The organism is Roseateles sp. P5_B10 (assembly GCF_056400485.1).
This window is the reverse complement of record NZ_JBFULE010000046.1, coordinates 1-18,704: the sequence shown is the minus strand read 5'-3', so window position 1 is coordinate 18,704 and position 18,704 is coordinate 1. Positions and strand designations below refer to the sequence as shown.

The 18,704-nt window shown below is 67.0% G+C and carries 19 protein-coding genes; 4 read left to right on the top strand and 15 right to left on the bottom strand.

Features of this window, described 5'->3' with window-relative positions:
- From dnaN to AC1DU6_RS05640, 12 genes are all read right to left on the bottom strand, one after another.
- A partial coding sequence (gene dnaN / locus AC1DU6_RS05695) for a DNA polymerase III subunit beta (protein WP_477856281.1) occupies positions 1-577 on the bottom strand: 577 nt, incomplete at its 3' end.
- 239 nt (positions 578-816) lie between these two features.
- The gene (locus AC1DU6_RS05690) at positions 817-1,797 is read right to left on the bottom strand and encodes a LysR family transcriptional regulator (protein ID WP_477856280.1); all 981 of its coding nucleotides are present in this window, start codon (positions 1,795-1,797) and stop codon (positions 817-819) included.
- A 13-nt stretch (positions 1,798-1,810) separates the two neighbouring features.
- The gene (locus AC1DU6_RS05685) at positions 1,811-2,563 is read right to left on the bottom strand and encodes a FadR/GntR family transcriptional regulator (protein ID WP_457353504.1); all 753 of its coding nucleotides are present in this window, start codon (positions 2,561-2,563) and stop codon (positions 1,811-1,813) included.
- A gap of 29 nt (positions 2,564-2,592) precedes the next feature.
- Positions 2,593-4,488: a glycoside hydrolase family 97 protein gene (locus AC1DU6_RS05680; protein ID WP_477856279.1), complete on the bottom strand. Its 1,896-nt coding sequence runs from the start codon at positions 4,486-4,488 to the stop codon at positions 2,593-2,595.
- Positions 4,489-4,495: 7 nt separating this feature from the next.
- Positions 4,496-5,434: a glycoside hydrolase family 43 protein gene (locus AC1DU6_RS05675; RefSeq protein ID WP_477856278.1), complete on the bottom strand. Its 939-nt coding sequence runs from the start codon at positions 5,432-5,434 to the stop codon at positions 4,496-4,498.
- Complete coding sequence (gene arfA / locus AC1DU6_RS05670; protein ID WP_477856277.1) at positions 5,431-6,957, bottom strand: arabinosylfuranosidase ArfA; 1,527 nt, start codon at positions 6,955-6,957, stop codon at positions 5,431-5,433. The genes AC1DU6_RS05675 and arfA overlap by 4 nt, the downstream gene beginning before the upstream one ends.
- Positions 6,954-8,267: an extracellular solute-binding protein gene (locus AC1DU6_RS05665; protein WP_477856276.1), complete on the bottom strand. Its 1,314-nt coding sequence runs from the start codon at positions 8,265-8,267 to the stop codon at positions 6,954-6,956. Before AC1DU6_RS05665 ends, arfA begins: the two co-directional genes overlap by 4 nt.
- The gene (locus AC1DU6_RS05660; RefSeq protein WP_457353494.1) at positions 8,264-9,100 is read right to left on the bottom strand and encodes a carbohydrate ABC transporter permease; all 837 of its coding nucleotides are present in this window, start codon (positions 9,098-9,100) and stop codon (positions 8,264-8,266) included. The genes AC1DU6_RS05665 and AC1DU6_RS05660 overlap by 4 nt, the downstream gene beginning before the upstream one ends.
- Positions 9,097-9,987, bottom strand: coding sequence for a carbohydrate ABC transporter permease (locus AC1DU6_RS05655; RefSeq protein WP_457353492.1), 891 nt, complete (start codon positions 9,985-9,987; stop codon positions 9,097-9,099). The genes AC1DU6_RS05660 and AC1DU6_RS05655 overlap by 4 nt, the downstream gene beginning before the upstream one ends.
- A complete protein-coding gene (locus AC1DU6_RS05650; protein WP_457353490.1) occupies positions 9,984-11,075 on the bottom strand; it encodes an ABC transporter ATP-binding protein in 1,092 nt (363 codons plus the stop codon). The genes AC1DU6_RS05655 and AC1DU6_RS05650 overlap by 4 nt, the downstream gene beginning before the upstream one ends.
- 16 nt (positions 11,076-11,091) lie before the next feature.
- Positions 11,092-12,015: an arabinan endo-1,5-alpha-L-arabinosidase gene (locus tag AC1DU6_RS05645; protein WP_457353488.1), complete on the bottom strand. Its 924-nt coding sequence runs from the start codon at positions 12,013-12,015 to the stop codon at positions 11,092-11,094.
- Positions 12,016-12,090: 75 nt separating this feature from the next.
- Positions 12,091-13,020 (bottom strand): dihydrodipicolinate synthase family protein, encoded by a 930-nt coding sequence (locus AC1DU6_RS05640; RefSeq protein ID WP_477856275.1) that lies wholly within the window; start codon positions 13,018-13,020, stop codon positions 12,091-12,093.
- Positions 13,021-13,237: 217 nt separating this feature from the next.
- Between AC1DU6_RS05640 and AC1DU6_RS05635 the strand changes: the two genes are divergently transcribed.
- From AC1DU6_RS05635 to AC1DU6_RS05620, 4 genes are read left to right on the top strand one after another with little or no spacing between them, the layout of a single operon-like run.
- Positions 13,238-14,002, top strand: coding sequence for an SDR family NAD(P)-dependent oxidoreductase (locus tag AC1DU6_RS05635; protein ID WP_457326003.1), 765 nt, complete (start codon positions 13,238-13,240; stop codon positions 14,000-14,002).
- A complete protein-coding gene (locus AC1DU6_RS05630; protein WP_457353484.1) occupies positions 14,002-15,063 on the top strand; it encodes an aldose epimerase family protein in 1,062 nt (353 codons plus the stop codon). Before AC1DU6_RS05635 ends, AC1DU6_RS05630 begins: the two co-directional genes overlap by 1 nt.
- Before the next feature lie 16 nt (positions 15,064-15,079).
- The gene (locus AC1DU6_RS05625) at positions 15,080-15,550 is read left to right on the top strand and encodes an acyl-CoA thioesterase (protein WP_457353482.1); all 471 of its coding nucleotides are present in this window, start codon (positions 15,080-15,082) and stop codon (positions 15,548-15,550) included.
- A complete protein-coding gene (locus tag AC1DU6_RS05620; protein WP_457320015.1) occupies positions 15,540-16,460 on the top strand; it encodes an SMP-30/gluconolactonase/LRE family protein in 921 nt (306 codons plus the stop codon). The genes AC1DU6_RS05625 and AC1DU6_RS05620 overlap by 11 nt, the downstream gene beginning before the upstream one ends.
- Here the strand turns inward: AC1DU6_RS05620 and AC1DU6_RS05615 are convergent, their stop codons facing one another.
- The 3 genes from AC1DU6_RS05615 to AC1DU6_RS05605 form a co-directional block, all read right to left on the bottom strand.
- Positions 16,461-16,634: a hypothetical protein gene (locus tag AC1DU6_RS05615; RefSeq protein ID WP_157280995.1), complete on the bottom strand. Its 174-nt coding sequence runs from the start codon at positions 16,632-16,634 to the stop codon at positions 16,461-16,463.
- A gap of 178 nt (positions 16,635-16,812) precedes the next feature.
- Positions 16,813-17,235 (bottom strand): hypothetical protein, encoded by a 423-nt coding sequence (locus tag AC1DU6_RS05610; protein ID WP_056191253.1) that lies wholly within the window; start codon positions 17,233-17,235, stop codon positions 16,813-16,815.
- 4 nt (positions 17,236-17,239) lie between these two features.
- The gene (locus AC1DU6_RS05605; protein ID WP_162247719.1) at positions 17,240-18,505 is read right to left on the bottom strand and encodes a choice-of-anchor K domain-containing protein; all 1,266 of its coding nucleotides are present in this window, start codon (positions 18,503-18,505) and stop codon (positions 17,240-17,242) included.
- Positions 18,506-18,704 lie beyond the last annotated feature (199 nt).

Genomic DNA, 18,704 nt, shown 5'->3' with positions numbered 1-18,704 from the left:
GCTTGGGGATGTCGGTGTCCAGCTCGGCCTGGGCCAGCGCCAGGCGGTGGCCGTCGGTGGCCACCAGCGTCAGGTTCTTGCCTTCGGCGACGAACAGGATGCCGTTCAGGTAGTAGCGGATGTCATGCACCGCCATGGCGAAGTGGACCTGGTTGATCAGGCCCTTGAGCGCCTTTTGCGGCACGCTGAAGGCGGGGCCGAAGTCGGCGGCTTCCTGCACCAGGGGGAAGTCGTCGGCCGGCAGGGTCTGCAGCGTGAAGCGACTCTTGCCGCCCTGCAGGGTCATCTTGTTCTGGTTGCTGGTCAGGCTGACGACCTGGTCGGCCGGCATGGAGCGCAGGATGTCGATCAGCTTGCGGGCGCCGACGGTGGTTTGCAGGTTGCCGGTGTCGCCGTCGAACTGGACCGTGGTGCGCACCTGGATCTCGAGGTCGCTGGTTGTGAGCTCCACCTGGTTGCCGGTCTTGCGGATCAGCACATTGGCCAGGATGGGCAGCGTGTGGCGCCGCTCGACGATGCCGGACACCGCTTGCAGCGCGCCGAGCACCTGATCCTGGGGAGCTTTCAAAACGATCATGGAGGCCTCTTGGGGGATCTCTGGGGGGCAGTTTCGGCGCGCCCAAGCACAACGCGCGCGCGAAGCTGCGATTGTCGCCCGGAAACGGTGCCCGGCCGGGCGGCGGGGCTCTTGTGGGGGCTACGGGTGAACCCGGAGACCGCGCAGGGCGGCGCCGACCCACACCCTGGGATAAGGGCCCGGCGCGGCCGCAAAGACCCGCCATCTGGCGGCAACGCCGCCCAGAGCGCTTCAGTAGCTCAGTAAAGGTCGCGCGCCGCCGACCTCACCTCATGCAGCAGCTGCCGCGCCCCCGGGGACATCAGGTGCCCCTCGCGGGTGATGATGCCGAAGGCGTCCATGTGGCAGGGCAGGTCGATGGGCAGGATGGCCAGCACGTTCAGTGACGCGTAGTAGCGCGCCACCTCCACCGGCATCACATGCAGGGAGTCGGTCTGCTGCAGCAGCGCGGTGATGAGCAGCAGCGCCGTCGTGTCGACGTTGTTGGCCGGCGGCTCCARCTCGGCGCGGCGGAACATCAGCTCCCAGCGGTGGCGCAGCACGCTGCCCGTGGGCGGCAGGATCCAGGGCTGGTCGGCCAGGTGGGCGAGCTTGAGGTTGTCTTCCTTCAGCAGCGGGTGGCCCACGCGCGCCACGGCGCAGGCGGGCTCGACCGTCAGCTCCTCATAGTGCAGGCCGGCGGCGTTTTGCTCTTCGACGATGCGGCCGATCATGAAGTCCAGCTTGCCCCGCTGCAGCATGTCCACCAGCTGCTTGCTGCTCTCCATGTGCACGCCGATACGCAGCTTGGGCGCCTGCAGCTTGATGCGCGAGATGGCGCGGGGCAGCAGGCCCATGGCCGGCGTCATGATGACGCCCACCTCGACCTGGCCGGCGAGGCCGTTCTTCAGCGACACGATGTCGTCGTGTGCGGCGGACAGCGACGTCAGCGCCATGCGAGCGTGGCGGATCATGGTCTCGCCATAGAGCGTGGGCTCCATGCCGCGCGGGTGGCGCTCGAAGAGCTTCACGTCCAGCATGTCCTCCAGGTCCTTGAGCTGCTTGGACGCGGCCGGCTGGGTCATGCACAGGACCTCGGCGGCGCGGTGGATGTTGCGCTCATCGTCGAGCGCAATCAGCAGCAGCAGCTGGCGCGTCTTCAGGCGCGCACGCAGGAACCAGTTGGGGTTGGGGCTGGCGTCGGTCAGGCCGTTGGCGTCATCGTCGTCGTCGCGGGCCATGGAGGTGACTTTCTTAAGCAAGGTTCACGCGACCGTCGTTGGCGAGCACGCTGTTGATGTCGTCGCCCGTCTCGTCCAGCTGCACCAGCGTCGCCTGACGGGCGCCGAGCGGGTCGCGGGCCTGCAGCGCGGTCAGGATGGCCTTGTGGCGCGGCAGCGAGAGCTCGTGCGTGTTGGGCAGCTGGCTGGACAGCGTGATGGACTCGCGCAGCGCCAGCGACAGCATGTTGCCAATGTAGGCCAGCAGGTCGTTGCCCGTGGCTTCGGCAATGCGGCGGTGAAAGGCCAGGTCGGGCTCCAGCAGCTCCTCGGTCGTCCTGGCGGCCGCCATGCCTGCGTACGCGGTGGCGATGGATGCGAGCTGCTCGTCCGTCGCGGCGCGGGCCGCGAGCGCGGCGGCGGCGGGTTCGAAGATCTGGCGCACTTCCAGCAGCGTTTGCACGAAGTCGCGCTGTGGGCGGGACTGGATCAGCCAGTACAGCACGTCGGGGTCCAGCAGATGCCACTCGTTGCGCGGCCGCACGATGGCGCCGGCGCGCTGGCGCGACACCACCAAGCCCTTGGCGACGAGCACGCGCACCGCCTCGCGCAGCACGGGGCGGCTGATCTCGTAGCGCTCCAGCAGCTGGGCCTCGGGCGGCAGCTTGTCGCCAGGCTGCAGTTCGCCGCCGACGATGGACAGCCCCAGCTCGCTGACGATGCGGCCGTGCTGGCTCTTGCCCTCGGTCTGGGCGCTGTAGGTGGAGTGGTCTGCTCGGGTTCGCATGGACGCCAGGCCGATTGCTAAAGCCTTCATTATCGAAAGCGCGCGACAAAGCCGCCCTTGGGTGCCAGCGTCAGCTTGGCCGCCGGTGCGGCGAGCTTGCCTTCGGCGAACTCGCGCTCGCCGGCGCCGTCGGTGATGAGCTGGCCCTCGGCCCGGCCCAGCCAGCCCAGGTCCAGCGAAATCTCGCGCGGCTGCTCGTCGGCGTTCAGGCCGGCGACGAACCACTGCTTGCCGGCGCGGCGGGCAATGACGACGAACTTGCCCGGCTCGCCGTCCAGGAAGCGCACCTCGTCCCACTGCCGCGGCAGTTCGCGCAGCAGGCCTTTCACATAGGCCGGCACGGTGGCCATGCCCTCGGGCGTCTCGGCGAAATGCTGGATGCCCGACAGGAACAGCACGCTCTCGGCCAGCTCGAAGCCGTTGCGCGTGGTGCGCTTGATGTTGGGGATGTCGCCGAACACCATGGGCGTGAAGTCCATGGGGTCGAAGAGGTTGCGTGTGAACGGCAGCATCGCGGCGTGCGTGGCGACGGCGTCTTGATCGTCCTGCGTGAAGGTCGTGAACTCCAGGCCGCGCACCGCCTCCACCGTCATCAGGTGCGGATAGGTGCGGCTCCAGCCGCGCGGCAGCGTGGCGCCGTGGAAGTTCATCAGCAGGCCGGCCGCCGCGGATTCCTTCAGCAGATCGACGTAGTAGGCCTGCATGGAGGCGCCGTCGCCACCGAAGAAGTCCACCTTCAAGCCCTTCACCCCGATGGCCTTCATGCGCGCGAACTCGCGCTGCCGGTCGGCGCGGGTCAGCAGCATGCTGCGGGGCGTCTGCGGCGTGTCGTTCCAGTCGCCGGCGGAGTTGTACCAAGCCAGCAGGCCGACGCCCTTGGTCTTGCCGTAGTCCGCCAGCGCCTTCATCTTGGCGTCGCCGATCTGGCGGTCCCACTCGGCGTCCACCAACGTGTAGTTCCAGCCCATGTCGGCCGCGTAGTCGATGAAGCGCTTCTGCACCTCGAAGACGGTGGCCTCGTCCTTCAGCAGCGCCCAGCTCCAGGACGCATGGCCGGGCTTGAGCCTGGCCTTGTCGAAGGGTACGGCGGGGGCGGCGAGATCGGTGCCGAGGGTGGACTCCATGACCGTCTTCAGCGGGCCGATGGCGAGCACGCGCCAGGGCGTGGTCAGCGGCCCATCGACTTGCGCCAGCAGGTGGYCGCCGGTGAAGACCTCGCTCGGGTCGGGCAGGCCGATGCGGTAGGTGCCGCCGGTCGAGTCGGCTTGCAGGCGCGACGCGTGGAAACGACCGTCCATGCCGGCCTCGGTCAACGCCACCCAATTGGCGCCGCTGCGGAACAGCGCCGGGAAAATCCAGCCGGCCGGCATGGGCGACGGCGTACCGACGGCGATGCCCATCTGGTAGTGCTCTTCATAGGACGGGTTCACGCGCTTGTAGCCCGACTTGGCGGTCGCCATGGGCTGCAGCCAGGCGCGCGCATCGGGCGCGAAGGCGAAGCTGGTCAGTTCGTCCTTGAACTGCTTGCGGCCGGGGCCGTCCACCGTGTAGCGCAGCGCCAGGCCGTCGTTGGAGGCGCGCAGGGTCAGGATAAGCCTTTGGCCGGCGGAGTTGGCGACGGTGAAACGCTGTTCATTGGCGCGGTAGTCGATGCTGCTCTTCTTGCCGGCAGCGAGCGTGTACTGCTCGCGGTGGGCCTTCACGGGCGAGGTCGCGACGAGCTTGAGGCCGTTGGCGAAGTCGCCCTGCTCCAGCACCAGGCCCAGCCGTGACGGCAGCAGCACGGGCTGGCCGGCGCGCTGCACCGTGTAGACGAGCTGCTGCTCGGCGTTGACCGACACGTCGACCTGGAGCTGGCCGTCGGGGCTGTTCAAGGCCTGGGCGAGCGCAGGGATTGCGAGCATGAACGAAGCGATGAGGCGCATATCGATCTCAGATTGAGTAAAGGCCATCGGCGACGGGTGCGCCGAAGTCGGGGAAGCCGTCGTCGCGCCAGCCAAAGGCCTGCGCACGCGTGTGGCGGTTGGGGTCGTTCAGCGGGTCGCCGACGATGTCGCGGTAATTGCGGGCGTGGTAGACCAGCAGGTCGGTCCTGCCGTCGGGTGTCGTCGTGAAGCTGTTGTGGCCAGGGCCGAACTGGCTCACAGATTCGTCGGTCGTGAAGACCGGCGTGGGCGACTTGCTCCAGCTCTTGGCGTCCAGTAGATCGGCGTTCTCGTCGGCCCACAGCAGGCCCATGCAGTAGTTGGCGTCGGTCGCGGCAGCCGAGTAGGCGATGAAGATGCGGCCATTGCGCTTGAGCACAGCCGGGCCCTCATTGACGCAGAAGCCGATGCGCTCCCAGGCCAGGTCGGGCCGCGTGATGACGACGGGTTCGGACTTCAAGGTCCACGGGTTGGCCATCTCGGCGAGGTAGAGATTGCTTTCCATCGGCGGGCTCTTCTGCGCCCAGCAGAGGTAGCGGCGGCCGTTGTGCTCGAAGGGCGTCGCGTCCAGCGAGAAACCTTCCTCGGGCGTCACGATCTGGCCGCGCTCCACCCAGGCGTCAGCCAGCGGGTCGTCGCCCTGGCACTCCAGCACGTACATGCGCAGCTTCCAGATGTCGTCGCGCTCAGCCGCAGCGAAGTAGACGTACCAGCGGCCGGCGATGCGGTGCAGCTCCGGCGCCCAGACGTGGAAGCTCATCGGGCCGCTGTCGTGCTTGTGCCAGATCTCCTTGGCGGGTGCGGCTGCCAGGCCGGCGATGCTGTCGGCGCTGCGCAGCTCAACGGCGTCATAGCTCGGCACGGAGGCCGTGAACCAGTAGCGGCCGTCGACCAAGCTCAGATGCGGGTCGGCGCGCTGGGGGATGACGGGGTTGTTCCAGATCATGCGCGGACGGCTTGGGTGACGACGACGTTCCAGGAGGCGGGCTTGAGCTTGACGCGCAGGTGCTCGCCGTCGATGGCGATGCCGTCCAGCGCTTGGGGCGCGACGCGGTCGGGCGCGTCGGCGGTGTTGGTGGCGTTCAGGTCAGCCGAGTGCAACTGTTCGGCCTGCACGAGCCGGCGATCAGTGCCCAGGCCGCGCAGCGTGATGGACAGGTCCATCTCTTCGCTCAAGTGGCGGTTCAGCACGAAGACGGCGGTGCGGCCGGTGGCCGGATCGTCGACGACGCTGGCGCACAGATAGGGCAGCTCGCCGTGCCTCGCGTCGGCGAAGCCGGGCGACTTGACGACCGAACGCAGCACATCGCCATGCGCCCAGCGCGCCGCCTGTGCGAACGGATGGAAGATGGTCTGCCGCCAGGCCGCGCCACCGGGCTCGGTCATGATGGGCGCGATGACGTTGCACAGCTGCGCCATGCAAGCGACCTTGAGTCGGTCCGCATGGTTCATCATCATCGTCAGCATGCCGCCGATGAGCAGCGCGTCTTCCGCGGTGTAGACCTCTTCCAGCAGGCGCGGCGCTTCAGGCCAGCCCGCCTGCTTGAGGTGCTCGCCATGGCGGGCGCGGTACCAGACGTTCCATTCGTCGAAGGACAGCTTGAGTCGCTTCCTGGAGCGCTTGCGCGTGGCGACCGAGTCGGCGATCGCCACCGTGTCCTCGATGTAGCGCGCATTCGTCTCGATCTGCGCGAAGAAGCTTTCGGTGCTGGTGTCCGCCGGAGGCTTCACGAAGTAGCTGTGCAGCGACAGGTAGTCCACGAACTCGAAGCAATGCTCCAGCACGCGGTCTTCCCAGGCGCCGTAGGTCGGCATGTCGTAGGCCGACGAGCCGCAGGCGGCCAGCTCGATGCTCGGGTCCACCCAGCGCATCAGCTTGGCGGTCTCCTTGGCGATGCGGCCGTATTCGTCGGGCGTCTTCTGGCAGATCTGCCAGGGGCCATCCATCTCGTTGCCCAGGCACCAGAACTTGATGCCGAGTGGCTCCTCGGCGCCGTGGCTGCGGCGCAGGTCTGACAGCGCCGTGCCGGCCGGGTGATTGCAGTATTCGAGATAGTGGCGCGCCTCGTCCGGCCCGCGCGTGCCGAGGTTGACGCCGAACATCGGCTCGATGCCAACCTTGCGGCACCAGTGCATGAACTCGTGCGTACCGACCTGGTTGGTCTCGGTCGAGAACCAGGCCAGGTCCAGCCGGCGCGGGCGCTGCACCTTCGGGCCGACGCCGTCTTCCCAGTTGTAGCCCGACATGAAGTTGCCGCCGGGATAGCGCACGATGGTGGCGCCGAGTTCGCGCGTCAGGTCTGCCACGTCACCGCGAAAGCCGTGCTCGTCGGCGGTCGGGTGCGTCGGTTCATGGATGCCGTTGTAGACACAGCGGCCCAGGTGCTCGACGAACACACCGAACAGGCGGCGGTCCAGTGGCGCGAGGTCGAAGTCGCGGTCGACGGTGAGCTTGGCTTCAAACGTCATCGGCGGGCTTTCTTCAAGGCTTTGTTGACGCGCTTCTCGACGCTGGCCTGCACCTCGTCGACCGGCTTGCCGGAGATCATCACGTTGGCGACGTCCTCGCCGATCAGCAGCTCGATGCCGCGCTGCGTGGGCACGTTGCCGGGCATGCCGACACCGGTCTGCGTGATCTCGGTCAGCGCCGCGCGCAGCGGCAGCGCGCGAAAGGCGTCACTTTGCGCCACAGTCTTGCTGACGGGCAGGTGGCCGGTGCGCGACCACTCGGCGCTGTGGTCCCAGACGAACTTCAGGAACTTGGACGCCGCCTCGTGTGCCTTGGCATCCTTGGCACCGCCCTTGAACAGCGCCCAGGAGTGGCCGTCGGCGAACACGGCGGGCTTGTCGTAGAGCTGCGGGAAGGGCTTCACGGCGTAGGCGCCCTGGAGCTTGGACTCGGGCTTTTGCGACTCGCGCAGGAACTGGTCGATGGTCCATGTGCCGACGACAACGACGCCCGCCTCGCCGTTCAGGAAGGCCTGGTTGGCCGCGGCGTAGTCGAGGTTGGGCCGCACATGGCCTTCGCGGTACAGCGTCTGCATCAGCGCCAGCGCGTTGACGACGGCGGGCTGGTGCATGTTGATGGTCTTGCCGTCGGCGGAGAACAGCTGGGCGTTCTGCTGCGCCACCAGCGTCAGGAATGTGCGGTCGTTGGCCGCCGTCTCGTTGGCCACCGCCCAGGCGAAGTAAGGCTTGCCGGTCTTCTGCTTGAACTGCCGCGCCTGCGCCAGCAAATCATCCGGCGAGCGCGGCAGCGCATCGAGCCCGGCCTTCTTCATCAAGCCGGTGTTGATGTGCCAGAGCCAGGCCCAGGTGTCGAAGGGCAGCGCGTAGGTCTGGCCATTGAACGAGGTGCCGCGGCGCGCGTGCTCGGTGAAATCGTCCACCGGCACGCCCACGCGCTTGAAGTCTTCGTCCAGCGGCAGCACCAGCTTGCGGCGCACGTAGTCACCGAGTGCCGACTCGTGCATGACGGCGATGGTCGGGATGTCCTTGGAGACGAGGCGCGCGGTGAGCTGGTCGTAGTAGGGGCCCCACTCGCCGATCTGCGTCTTGACGACGATGCCGTCGGTGTTGGTCGCGTTGAACTCGTTGACCAGCGCCGTGACGATGCCGCATTCACCGACGCCTTCGGACGTCTTCACGACCTGGCCGTATTGCGCCTCGCAGCTACCGAAGAAGCGCATCAGCGTGATTTCGGTCTTGCCCGAGTTGTCCTTGCTGGCGCCACAGGCGGCGAGCAGCGCGGTGGAAAGGCAGATGAGCAGACGCTTCATGACTTGCCCGTCCCTGCAACGGCCGTCACCAGGTGGCGCTGGAAAAAGAGATACAGCATCAGTGCCGGCATGCCCGCGAACACGGCCTGCGCCATCAGGAAGCCCAGGCCTTCCGACTGCGCGAAGTTGGTCTGCGTGGACGCCAAGCCGCGCGTGAGCGTGTACATGTCCGGCTGCGTCGCGATGACCAGCGGCCAGAGGTAATCGTTCCAGCAGCCCAGGAAGGTGAAGATGCCAAGCGTCGCCTGCGCCGGCAGCGTCAGCGGCAGGATGATCGTCAGGAAGGTCTTGAAGCGCGACGCGTTGTCCAGCAGCGCGGCCTCTTCCAGCTCGGCCGGAATGGCCTTGAAGTACTGCGTCATCAGGTAGACGCCGAACGGCGCGGCCAGGCCCGGCAGCGTCAGGCCGGCGATGGTGTTCTGCAGGTTCCAGTCCGAGAACAGGCGGTGCAGCGGGATGAAGACCGACTGCGCCGGCACGGCCAGGCCGAACATGACCAGCGCGAACAGCCACTTGCGGCCCGGGAACTCGCAGCGCGCAAAGCCGTAGCCGGCCAGCGACGACAGCACCAGCACGCCAACGGTCTGCAGCAACGCGACGAGGGCGCTGTTGCCCAGCCAGCGGAACACCTGCGAGGTCTGCAGGATGTCGAGGTAGTTGGCCAGTGTGTAGGGCGGCGCGAGGAAGACGTCGGTGCGCGTCAACAGGAACTCGTTGGGCTTGAACGACAGCGCCAGCACCCACAGCAGCGGCGCCATCCAGACCAACGCCAGCAGCGTGAGTGCTGCCATGACCGCGCGGTCGAACCAGCTTCTTCGGAGCAAGGGGTTCATCGTTGACCTCCGCGGTCACGTTCCAGCCAGAGCTGCGTGGACACGCCCACCAGCATGATGGCCAGCAGCACCTGCGAAGCTGCCGTGGCATAGCCCAGCGAGAGCTGCATGAACGCCTGCTCGTAGATGAATTGCACGACCGAGCGCGTCGTGTTGTTGGGCCCGCCGTTGGTCATCAGCATGATCTGCGGAAAGACCTGGAACTGGCGGATCACCTCGATCAGCGCGACGAGGATGATGGCGCGCTTGAGGCTTGGCAGCGTGATGTGGGTGAACACGCGCCAGCGCGGCGTGTTGTCCAGCGCCGCGGCCTCGTAGATGTCCGACGGGATCTGCTGCAGTGCCGACAGGAACATGATCATCGGCAAGCCGATGATCCACCAGACGGTCACCAGCGCCACGGTCAGCAGCGCGAGGTTGTCGCTGGTCAGCAGCGGCAGTTCGGGCAGGCCCATCGCATTGAAGAACTGCGCGATCAGGCCGCGTTCGGGCATCAGCGCCAGCTTCCACACCAGCGTGATCAGCGTGACCGAAAACACCGAGGCGCAGAAGAAGGTGGCGCGCAGAAAGGTGGCCAGCTTGCCGGCGCGGTTCAGCGCCAGGGCCAGCATCAGCGACAGGACCACGAAGATGGGCGTGCTGATGAGCACGAAGCGGAGGGTGTTCCAGACGACCTGGTGGAAGACCTCGTCGCCCCACAGCTCCTGGTAGTTGGCCAGGCCGACCCAGAAGCTGTCGTTGGATAGCAGGTCGTGGTCGTGGAAGCTGATCCACACGCCCTTGGCCAGTGGCCACAGCAGCAGCAGCGCGTAGAGCGCCACGAAGGGCAAAACAAAGAGGGCATAGGCCGGGCGCGAGGCGCGCAGCCCGACGGCGCTGGCGCTCATGCCAGCACCTCCTGCGCATGGTGGGCGCGGCCGCTCTCGTCGAAGAGRTGGGCCTCGGCCACGTCCACGCTGACGGCGACATGGCCGCCCAGCTTGGGCGATGTGCCGGCAGGCACCGTGACGATGAGCGGGCTGCCACCTTCGAGCTTCAAATGCGCCAGCGTGCGCTCGCCGAGGAACTCGACCAGCTCGACGCGACCCCGCAGCGGACCTTGCTCGGCGACGCGCAGGTTCTCGGGCCGCACGCCCAGCACCAAGCCCTGTGAAGGCAGGTCGTCGGCCGCAACACGCGTCGTCAACCAATGCCCACCCGGCACCGTGACCACAGCACGCCCACGGTCGTCCGGTGCGCGCTGCACCGGCACAAAGCCCATGCCCGGCGTGCCGATGAAGCTCGCCACGAAGCGCGTGGCCGGGCGGCGATACAACTCCGCCGGCGTTGCCACCTGCTCAATGGCGCCGCCCTTCATGACGACGATGCGCGTGGCCAGCGTCATGGCCTCGATCTGGTCGTGCGTGACGAACACCATCGTCGCGCCCAGGCGCTGGTGCAGCTGCGCCAGCTCCAGCCGCGTGCGCCCACGCAGCGCCGCGTCGAGGTTGGACAGCGGCTCGTCGAACAGGAAGATGTCCGGCTCCTTGACGACCGCGCGGCCGATGGCGACACGCTGGCGCTGGCCGCCCGACAACTGCCCCGGCTTGCGCTCCAGCAGCGTGTCCAACTCCAGCATGCGGGCCGACTCCTGGATGCGCTTGGTGATCTCGTCGGCCGGGATGCCGATGTTCCTCAGGCCAAACGCCAGGTTCTCGCGCACGCTCATGTGCGGGTACAGCGCGTAGTGCTGGAACACCATGGCCAGGTTGCGCTGCCCCGGCGGCGCGACGGTGACGTCGCGCTCGCCGATCAGGATGCGCCCGCCGCTGACTTCCTCCAGCCCCGCGACCATGCGCAGCAGGCTGGTCTTGCCGCAGCCGGAGGGGCCGAGGAAGACGACGAACTCGCCTTCGGCCACGTCCAGCGACAGGTTCTCGATGACCTGCACCGCGCCATAGCGTTTGCAGACGTTCTCCAACTTCAAGCCAGCCACGTTGGGTGTCTCCGGTTCATTCTTCTTGGGGGATCACAGGCCAGCCATCGTCGGACCAGCTCAGGCGCTTGATGCGCAGATGCGGCTTGCCGCCGCGCTCGGTGTCGTAGGCGTGATGGACCAGCCAGTCGCCGACGACATCCTGGTGGCCGGGGCCCTTCCAGCGCGCACCGCCCGAGAGCAGCGCCGTGCCGCCCGCATCCATCAGGTCCTTGCCATCGCGATCGAGGTACGGGCCTGTCACGCCGCGAGCGCGGCCGACGCGGATGTTGTAGGTGCTCTGCGCGCCGCGGCAGCACAGGTCGTAGGAGGCGAACAGATAGACCCAGTCGCCATGGCGGGCAATCGTCGGCGCTTCGATGCCGCCCTTTCGGCGAGCAATAAAGCGCGTCTCGCCGATAGGGCGCAGCGTGTCGGCACTCAGCTCGGTCAGGCGGATGCCGCCCCAGAAGGAGCCGTAGCTCAGCCACAGCCGCCCGTCGGTGTCGACGAAGAGGTCGGGGTCGATGGCGTTGAAGCCGTCCTCGGCGCGGCTCTGCACGACCAGGCCCTCATCGCGCCAGTCGCCGTCAGGCCTGTCGCTGCTGGCCAGGCCGATGGCCGATCGATTCTTGCCGAAGGTGGAGACGGAATACAGAACCCAGGCGCGGCCGCGATGCTGGAAGAGCTTGGGCGCCCACACGTCCAGGCCCTTGTGCTCGGGCACCGCGTCGGCCCACCAGGTGGGTGGCTCGCCGAACATGGGCGCAAGGCAGCGCCAGGTCTTGCCAGCGTCGGCCGACTCCAGCCGCTGCAGGCCACGGCCGGTCGTGAAGACGAACCAGCGGTCGCCCTGGATCAGCAGCGTCGGGTCATGCGCGCCCGTGTCGCCCTGCGGCTCCCATGCCCACGCATCGCCGGCAAGGAGCCACGCGGAACACAGGATCAGGAGCAATCGCATCACATGCATCTCCGTACGCCGAAGCTCGGCGGCGCGGGACGCCGACCATCGTGCGGCGCAGCCGGTCGGGTTGGGCTACTTGCCCCAGCGAAGCACGAGGGGGTCGAGTCGCTTGGCGGCGTCGAGAAGGCCGGCGCGCACTTCGGGGCTCATCTCGGGGAAGGGGTGGCGCGGCGCATCGCTCTTGATGACGCCGCCTTCCTTCATCAGCGCCTTGGCGGTCAGGATGCCGCCCTGGCGGTTCTCGTAGTTGATCAGCGGCAGCCAGCGGCCGTACTGGGCCACGGCTTCCTCGCGGTCGCCGGCGTGGAAGGCGTCGAAGATCTTGCGGATGCCGTCGGGGAAGCCGCCGCCCGTCATCGCGCCGGTGGCGCCAGCGTCCAGGTCGGCCAGCAGCGTGATGGCTTCCTCGCCATCCCACGGGCCTTCGATGGCCGCGCCGCCGACGCGGATCAGCTCGCGCATCTTGCTGGCGGCCTGCGGCATCTCCAGCTTGAAGTACTTCACGTTGGCAATGTTCTGCGCCATGCGCGCCAGGAAAGGCACCGACAGCGGCGTGCCCGCCACCGGGGCGTCCTGGATCATGATGGGAATGCCGATCGCGTCAGACAGGCGCTGGTAGAAGCTCTCGATCTGGCCTTCGGACACGCGGAAGGTGGCGCCGTGGTAGGGCGGCATGACCATGACCATGGCCGCGCCGAGGTCCTGTGCGAGGCGGCTGCGCTCGATGCAGATCTGCGTCGAGTAATGCGTCGTCGTGACGATGACCGGCACGCGGCCGGCCACGTGCGCCAGGATGGCCCGCGTCAGCGTTTCGCGCTCGGCATCCGACAGCACGAACTGTTCGGAGAAGTTGGCGAGGATGCACAGGCCCGTGGAGCCGGCGTCGATCATGAAGTCGACGCAGCGCAGCTGGCCGGGAACGTCCAGCGTGCCGTCGGCGTGGAAGATGGTCGGTACGACGGGGAAGACGCCGCGATAAGGACGACTGGTGGAGGCGCTCATGGTGCGGGCCCTTGTCTCTGAAGTTGGTTCAAGCGCCGGCTGGCGGCGCAAGGCTGGCTGTCATCGCCGGCATGCCTCTCATTAAAGTATGACTATTTACCCTTGATTATCGGGGTTAACCCGAAATTCGCCGGCTTTGCAAACAAAATAGTATGACTAATAATCCATCTACCGCCCGGCCAAAGCAGCTGGGCCGCCTATCGCAGGAGACAGTCTGATGAGTTCTTACGCCCGCTACCCCAGCCTCCAGGACCGCGGCGTCCTGATCACCGGCGGGGCCACCGGCATCGGTGAAACGCTGGTGGAGACGTTTGCCGAACAGGGCGCCAAGGTGGCCTTCATCGACCTGGCCGCCGACGAGGGCAACGCGCTCGCGGCCCGCCTGGCTGGTTCGCGCCACGCGCCTCAGTTCATGGCGGCGGACCTGTCCAACGTCGATTCCCTGCGCGGGGCCATCGCCGGGTTGCGCGAGCGCAGCGGCCCGTTCACGGTGCTGCTCAACAACGCCGCCAACGACAAGCGCCACGCCGTCGAAGAGACGACGCCCGAGTTCTGGGACGCCAGCGTGGCCGTCAACATCAAGCACCAGTTCTTTACTGCGCAAGCCGTGCTGCCAGACATGAAGGCGGCGGGCTTTGGTTCCATCATCAACTTCGGCTCCATCAGCTGGATGCTCAAGCAGGGCGGCATGCCGGCGTACACGGCGAGCAAGGCGGCGGCGCAGGGCCTGACGCGCTGCCTGGCACGCGACCTTGGCCCGCACAAGATCCGCGTCAACACGCTGGTGCCGGGCTGGGTCATGACCGAGAAGCAATTGAAGCTCTGGGTCACCGAAGAGACCAAGGTCGAGATCGCCAAGGGCCAGTGCATCGACGCGCCGCTGATGCCCCAGCACATCGCCAGCATGGCGCTGTTCCTGGCGGCCGACGACAGCGCCATGTGCACGGCGCAGGACTTCATCGTCGACGGCGGGTGGGCGTGATGCAGCGCCGCGACTATGGCGTGCTGGCCGACGGCCGGCCGGTGCATGAATACACGCTGACCAACGGACTGGGCCTGGCGCTGACGGCCATCACGCTGGGCGGCATCGTCAACGGCCTGTGGGTGCCGGATCGGGAGGGCCGCATCGACAACATCGTGCTCGGCTTCGACAACCTCACAGACTACGCCCTTCGCAACCCCTTCTTCGGCGCCATCGTCGGCCGCTACGGCAATCGCATCGCCGGCGCCAGCTTCGAGCTGGACGGCGAAACCCACACGCTGTCCCGCAACAACGGCCCCAACTGCCTGCACGGCGGCACCGAGGGCTTCGGCCACCGGCTGTGGGCTGCCGAGCCCATCGAGCCCCGCGCCGGCGAGGCCGAGGCACTGCTGTTCACCCTCACCAGCCCGCACGGCGATCAGGGCTTCCCCGGCGAGCTCAAGGTCAGCGTGCGCTATTCGCTGAGCGCGACGGACAACAGCTGGCGCATCGACTACGAAGCCACGACCGACCGCGCCACCGTCGTCAACCTGACGCATCACAACTACTTCAACCTGGCCGGCGAGGGCAGCGCGCTGCGCCACCGCCTGTGCATTCCCGCCTCGCGTTACAGCGAGGTCAATGAGCACCTGATCCCGCAGCGCCACGCCGCGGTCGAGGGCACGCCCTTCGACTTCCGCGCGCCCACCGCCATCGTCGCCCGCATCCGCCAGGCATACCCGCAGCTGCTGCGCGCCAAGGGCTACGACCACAACTGGTTGCTCGACGGCGATCTGGACGCCGACGGCCTGCGCCCCGCCGCCACGCTGGAAGACCCCCACTCCGGCCGCCGCATGGACATGCTGACCAGCGAGCCGGCGATCCAGTTCTATTCGGGCAATTTCCTCGACGGCAGCCTGTGCGGTCCCTGCGGACGCATCTACCGCCAGGGCGACGGCGTGTGCCTGGAGACCCAGCACAACCCCGACTCACCGCACCACGAAGCCAGCAGCGACTGGCCCACCACCGTGCTGAGGCCCGGCGAGGTGTGGCGCAGCACCACAATCCATCGCTTCTCCTGACCGCGAAGAGAACGCCATGGACCTGCCCGCCCACCAATTGACGATGACGGTGCTGATGACGCCGGACACCGCCAACTTCGCCGGCAATGTCCATGGCGGCAACATCCTCAAGCTGCTCGACCAGGTCGCCTATGCCTGCGCCAGCCGCTATGCCGGCCGCTATGTCGTGACGCTGTCGGTGGACCGGGTGATATTCCGCCAGGCCATCCACGTCGGTGAGCTGGTCACCTTCCTGGCCAGCGTCAACATGACCGGCACCTCGTCGATGGAAGTCGGCATCAAGGTCGTGGCCGAGAACATCCGCACGCAGGAGACGCGCCACGTCAACAGCTGCTACTTCACGATGGTGGCCGTGGGCGACGACAACAAGCCGGTGGCCGTGGCGCCGCTGCGCCCCTTCACTCCCGACGAGCGCCGCCGCCACGCGGCGGCCATCGCCCGCAAGCAGGCTCGCGCAAGCCTGGAAGCCTCACCCGATGCAAGCTGAACACCCTTTCGCCCTCGCCCTTGCCCTGGCCAACAACCTTGGCGAAGGGATCCAATGGCATGCCGCGAGTGGCCGCTGGTGGTGGACCGATATCGAAGGCGCCTGCATCTACGCCTGGACCCCGGGCGACAGCGCCACGCTGCAGGTGCGCCTGCCCGAGCGCGTGGGCAGCTTCGTGCATGGCCGCTCCGGCGCCATCATCCTGGCCATGGCCAAGCGCCTCGCGCGCCTGACGCTACCCGACCTGCAGGCCACCGGCAGCATCGCTGCCGAGCCCGAGACCCTCACGCCACTGGAAGCCCACCTGCCCACCACGCGTGCCAATGACGGCCGCTGCGACCGCAGTGGCAACTTCGTCTTCGGCACGCTGGACGAAGCCAACCCGCGCCAGCGCATCGGCAGCTTCTACCAGTACTCGCTGGCCCACGGCCTGCGCCGGCTGGCGCTGGACGGCGTGAGCATCTCCAACAGCATCTGCTTCAGCCCCAACGGCAAGCGCATGCACTACTGCGACACGACCACCCCTCGCATGATGGTCTGCGACTACGACGCGGACAGCGCCCAGGTCAGCGAGCCGCGCCTGTTCGCGAGGAAGGAATTCGACGACAACTGCTGGCCGGACGGTTCCGTCATCGATGCCAAGGGTTGTTTGTGGAATGCCGAGTGGGGCAACGCGGCGGTGGCCCGCTACGCGCCCGACGGCCGGCTGCTGGGGCGCTATTCGGTGCCAGTCAGCAATGTCACCTGCCCCGCGTTTGGCGGCCCGGCCGATGACCAGATCCTCGTCACGACGGCCCGCGAAGGCCTCAGCACCGCCGACCTGATGGCCCGCCCGCTGTCGGGCAGCCTGTTCGGCATGACCATTGAGCCCGGCCTCTACCTGCCCGACCCGCTGTTCAACGACGCCTGATCACCGCTTGCCGGGTTTCTGCACCCAGGCGTCCATCCAGTCGGACCCCGACAGCACGCGGCGCGAGCGCCACATCTCGTCGCGCGGCGGAACAAGTGCGACGGGCTTGGCCTGTGGTTTAGGCCGGTGCTGCGCGGCTTCGGTTGTGACGCTGACGTGTTGAAGGGGTCGCATGCGAGCTCCTCGTGCATCGGGACTGTGCCACTCTGGGTAGCGGGGTACCAAGCCGGTATCAAGCTTGGTTCCCTCGAGTCAAGAACGCATAAGGATCGCGATCGGATGACTCGCTTAGATCCTGAAGCCCAGCTTTTAGACCTTCGTCAGACTCCGGGCGATGCCTGAGTCCCGCAAGTCAGTGGGGTGCGTCTTGCAGGCGGGCTTGCAGGCGCAGCAACAGCGGCGCCGGCACGGCGTTTCGGCGCTCAGCCGAGGCGATGAGAGACCGGACGAGGCCACGCATGGCCTCGCCGTCAATGGCGCCTGCCGCGGAGCCATCCGGCGCGCGCGCGATGTAGTCGCCCAGCCTTTGCCCAAAGCCAGGCGGTGCCGCCGGCCTGAGGCTGGCCTGGACCGATGCCCATTCAGGTGTGGGCAGCACCAGCGTCTCGGTCTCGGTCTTGGCGCAGGCCGTGCAGTCGCGCGAGCTCAAGCAGAAGTCTGGCATGGGTTTGTCCTGGATGCCCACATGCTCGAAACATATGCAGTTCTCCGGCGTGCCCGAAGCACCCACGGGGCCGGAGATCGACGCCAGCAAGAGCACCACCAGCGCGCGCACGGCTCTAGGAACGGCGCCGAGCGGCCCCGATTGCACAGAGGCCGACGAGCCAAAGCGCAAGCGTCGCGGGCTCAGGGACCGACGAGATGAAACCACCCGCCGTCGCGTTGGCAAAACTAACGAGTTCGACTTGGAAGCCTTGGATGGCCGGGTCCGGCGCGCCAATCGGGTCTTTGTCGGCGCCGGTGCCCGTGCTGCTTGGCGTGACCTGCAGGACCGGCGTCAGCCGTGCCATCAGGTCGACAGACGCAGTTCCGCCTTCGAGCACGTTGAAGGTGTTGGTGAATCCGCCGGACGTGAACCGGACGAAGTCGGCGCTCGCGATGGGGTCGTTCGTGTTGGTCGTATTGGTGATGGCCAGCTGCGAGTGGTAGGTGAAGTTGGCTTCGGAGACATTCGCAAAGTTCATCGCTATATCGAGGCCGATCGCGTCGAGCGCACTTCCAACCTGCGTTGCACCGTTGTGATAGGTCAAGGTCCCGAGTTTGAACAAGTCACCCACCACAGGGGAAAAGGCTGCCGCGGTGAAGCTCAGCGAACCTGGTTCGCCGATGCCCCAGTTCACGGCGGGCGTGCCCAGCCCGGAACAGGTGGCCGGTGGGCAGCCGGGTGTCGGACTGGTGAACGTTGCGCTGGACGAGCCAACCGTCGCGGGTTTCATGGTCCAGCCCCAAGTCACGCCGCCGCGCACGGTGATGCCCGTGGCGCCGTCATATTCCACCGCATAAAGGCTGGCGTTCCAGGTCACCGGATTGACGGCATTGAGCGCGTTGGCGCCGCGCTTCGAATAGTCGCTGAACGCAACCGACTTGCTGGTTGACTTTCCGGCCACTTCGCTGGTGGTCCAGTAGAAGGGCAGGTTATCGTCGTTCGGACGTGGGTCAATGTAGGGCGTAGACGCGCCACCGAGAGGCTGGTTGGTGTCGATGAACTGCAGCCAGTGCAGTTGGTGCCCCGCGGCAACGGCGCTGGTTTGACTGTAAGTTGCGGTGAACTGTGCACCCCCACTGCCCTGATTCCATCCTGCCGAATAGGTCCCTGGGGTGATGCTGCTGCCGGCCACTCCACCGGCGGTATTCACTGTCCAACCCGGATAGGCAGAGGTGACGAGCGAGGTGTTGAATCCTGCGCTCCCGATGGACGTCTGAGGCACCACGCGGACGACCGCATTCCCGTCCGCTGAAAGCGCATAGTCCGCTGCGCTCGTGGGCGCCGCAATGGCGAGCAAAAGCAAAGATGCCCAGACCGTTTTGCCGGTGAAGTTCAACATGGAGACTCCCTCTTTTGAGATGGGCGCAGTACACCGGTTGTAGCAAGGGACAGTCAATGCTTGTCGGCCGAGCTGCGGCCTCATGCACGACGTTCCTCCTCAACTTGGAGGAGGATTGTGCGGTTAGGGATTCGTTCTTGTGCCGTTGTGGCGCCGACTCCAGAAATCCCTACTTGCCGATGCAAAAGCTGCTGAAGAT